Annotated in this window: 1 protein-coding gene; it reads left to right on the top strand. The window is 41.3% G+C overall.

Annotated features, from left to right (window positions below; all coding sequences use genetic code 11):
* On the top strand, positions 1-2,904 hold a 2,904-nt coding region (locus B9A58_RS20460), incomplete at both ends, for a hypothetical protein (RefSeq protein ID WP_176214862.1).

The following is a 2,904-nucleotide window of genomic DNA, read 5'->3' as shown; positions in this document are numbered from 1 at the left end:
CCTGATAGCCATAGTGCCAACAGTATCTGTGACCCAAGATGATTTTAGTTGTGATTTAGCTGACCCAACGGGACAAATCACAGCTAATATTACAAATTATGATGGTTCACCAGTGGTAGGCAATGCTGGTTTTACTATAGAATGGTTTGTTGGTACGAATACAATTGCTGCTAATTTAGTAACAACTATATATCCATCAGCCGGAGTTGTAACTGATGGACAGGGTAATCATCATATCATCAGTGATTTACCCAACGGAACTTATACGGCTAAAGTAACCAATGATGCCGCTGGATGTTTTGCAACAGAGCAAGTCACCATTCGTAGAGCTACGCCAGTCATGGCTTTGACTTTTGATGTAAATGATGATCAGACTGATTGTACACCTAATGGTGAAGTAGAGGTAACAGGAATAGGTTTAACCTACTCTGATGGAGGTGCAGCCCCAATCAACTTCACTCCTGCTTATACTTATGAATTCTATGAAGGACAAGATGAATTTGGAACGGTACTTCAAGCGAATAGCGCTAACCCAGTGTTAACAGGACAGGTTTCAGGTTATTATACTGTAATTGCTACAGAAACTAATTCAGGTTGTACCAGTAGTCCATTCACACAATTTATAGACGACTTAACTCCTGCAGCTCCTGCAGTTAATATTGCTTATGGAGTCTTGCCAACTGATTGTGCATCAGCAACAGGAACAATAGATGCAACAACAGGTGCAGATGCTAATATTACGTTTGAATGGTGGGAAGGCTCAGATGATTATACAGACGAAGTTCAAAACGGTATAGATGGTATATCTCCAATCAATCCTGCAGGTTATAATACAGATGGTAGTACAGGCGCAACCACGTTAACTAGTCTTGAATCCGGACTATACTCGTTGATTATTGACTATACTGGCTCCACTCAATGTAGATATCAAATCGTATATGACCTTCCATTTGTTGGGCAACAAGCTACAACAACTATCGCTGTAGAACACGTGGAAGAATGTCCTGATGATGGAAGTGCTGAAGTTGGAATTTCGGAGAGCATATTTATCACATATACAGCAACGAATGCCAGCAATTTTGTAGACGGAGAAACTGTTACAGCAAATCCAAGTGGAGCAACGGGTACTATCAGCAATAACACAGCTGGGGTTTCGATGCGTATATCAACGACATCTCCCTTAGCAGATTTTTTAGTCACAGATGATATTACTGGAGATATTTCAGGTGCAACAGCAGATATCGACGGAATAACTTCTGGCTATACAGATGGAAATTTTGATGACATATCTGAATATGATATTTATTTGTATGCTGGAGACGGCGTACCAGCAGATCCGCTAGCTAATTATACGGTAAATGGCATAACTTATCCATTAATTAATTTATCATCAAGTAGAGCTGTTGCGGACAATGAACCTGCAGATGTGGTTCAATTTACAGGACTGCCGGCAGGTGATTACACTGCGGTAGCCAGACAAATTAACAATCCGGCTTTTGCTCCAGCCAATACTGACAGGTGTTTCTCTGCAAGTGCAGTTGAAACCATTGAACAACGTGCTTATACTCCTTTCATTGATGGCTTTACAGTTACTGATAATACCGTTTGTGACGGAGATCCAGGTGATGGGGAAATAGAAGTGATAGCTAAAAAAGATGCAGAAGATACTTACGGACCATTCGATCATGCAACAGATTTTGAATTTAGATGGTTTGTAGTTGGTGCTGAAAATTATCCAGCTGATGCATTATTAGTAGAACAGCATGAAACGACTTCCACTCTATCTACAGCTAATGCGGCCGGATATTCTGGAGCTAATATCGGACCTGGTGATTATATAGTTAAAATCTTCAGAATAGTAGGTGGATCAGGACCAGCTTCGTACGTCTATTCAGGATGTTCGGTAGAAGGAACTTACACTATTAACACAGATCCGCAAGAACATACTTTAGCTGCTCTTACTTCTTTATCTCATATTGAAGATTGTGGTACGACAGGCGCTGCTACTATCGAAGATACAGACGTGACCTCTGGAGATAGAGACGATTATACTTTCACTTGGTATCAATCAGACGCTGCAACTCCTATTGCGACAGCTGCTAATGATTATGAATTACTTGGTTTAGCAGCAGGTACATACTTTGTGGAAGCTGAACATGACTTATTTGGCTGTACAACGTCAATGGTTGAATTTGAAATCGAAGACCAAACCACAGTACCAACCGTGAGTCTGACTCTAAATACAATCGATACCAGTTGTGATCCTGATGCGAACGAAGGAAATGGTGCTATTAATTGGTCTATTACCAATGACGATACAGGAGATTATTCTTATCAGTGGTATGCAGGTGCTTCTGTTGCAACTGGTACTGCCCTAGTCAATGGTGCTTCTATCAATGGAGCCGTTGGAACTGCTGCTACAGTATCCTCAGGAACACTAAGTGGCGTTGATGGTGGATTCTACACGCTAAGAGTTATTGACGAACAAAATACAAGTGCTGACTGCTTTGTCGATGCTACCTTCGAACTAGACGAAGAAATTCCGACCATTTCAATAGCTGCTGCAGGTACGATCAACACTCCTAACGACAACTGCTCAGGTGGTGGGTATAATGGTCAATTCCAAATAACTAATGTAGCTGTTAATGGCACGCCACAAGGTAATACTATAGGATTCAACTTCGCTTTCACTAAGGAAGGTGGAGCACATGGGGGTACGCAAACGGGTACTGATCCATTAATCACTGATTTGGAACCAGGTGATTATGAAGTCATTATTACAGATGCTACGGGATGTTCTAGCACTACTACTGACTTTACGATCGATGACGATTCTACTGATCCTATTGCTGAATTGAATAACAAAAACCCTGACACCAATTGTGTGTCGCCGGGTACTAACAT

This window comes from Reichenbachiella faecimaris, assembly GCF_900176375.1.
GTDB classification, from domain to species: domain Bacteria; phylum Bacteroidota; class Bacteroidia; order Cytophagales; family Cyclobacteriaceae; genus Reichenbachiella; species Reichenbachiella faecimaris.
This window is presented reverse-complemented; position numbering and strand designations above follow the sequence as displayed.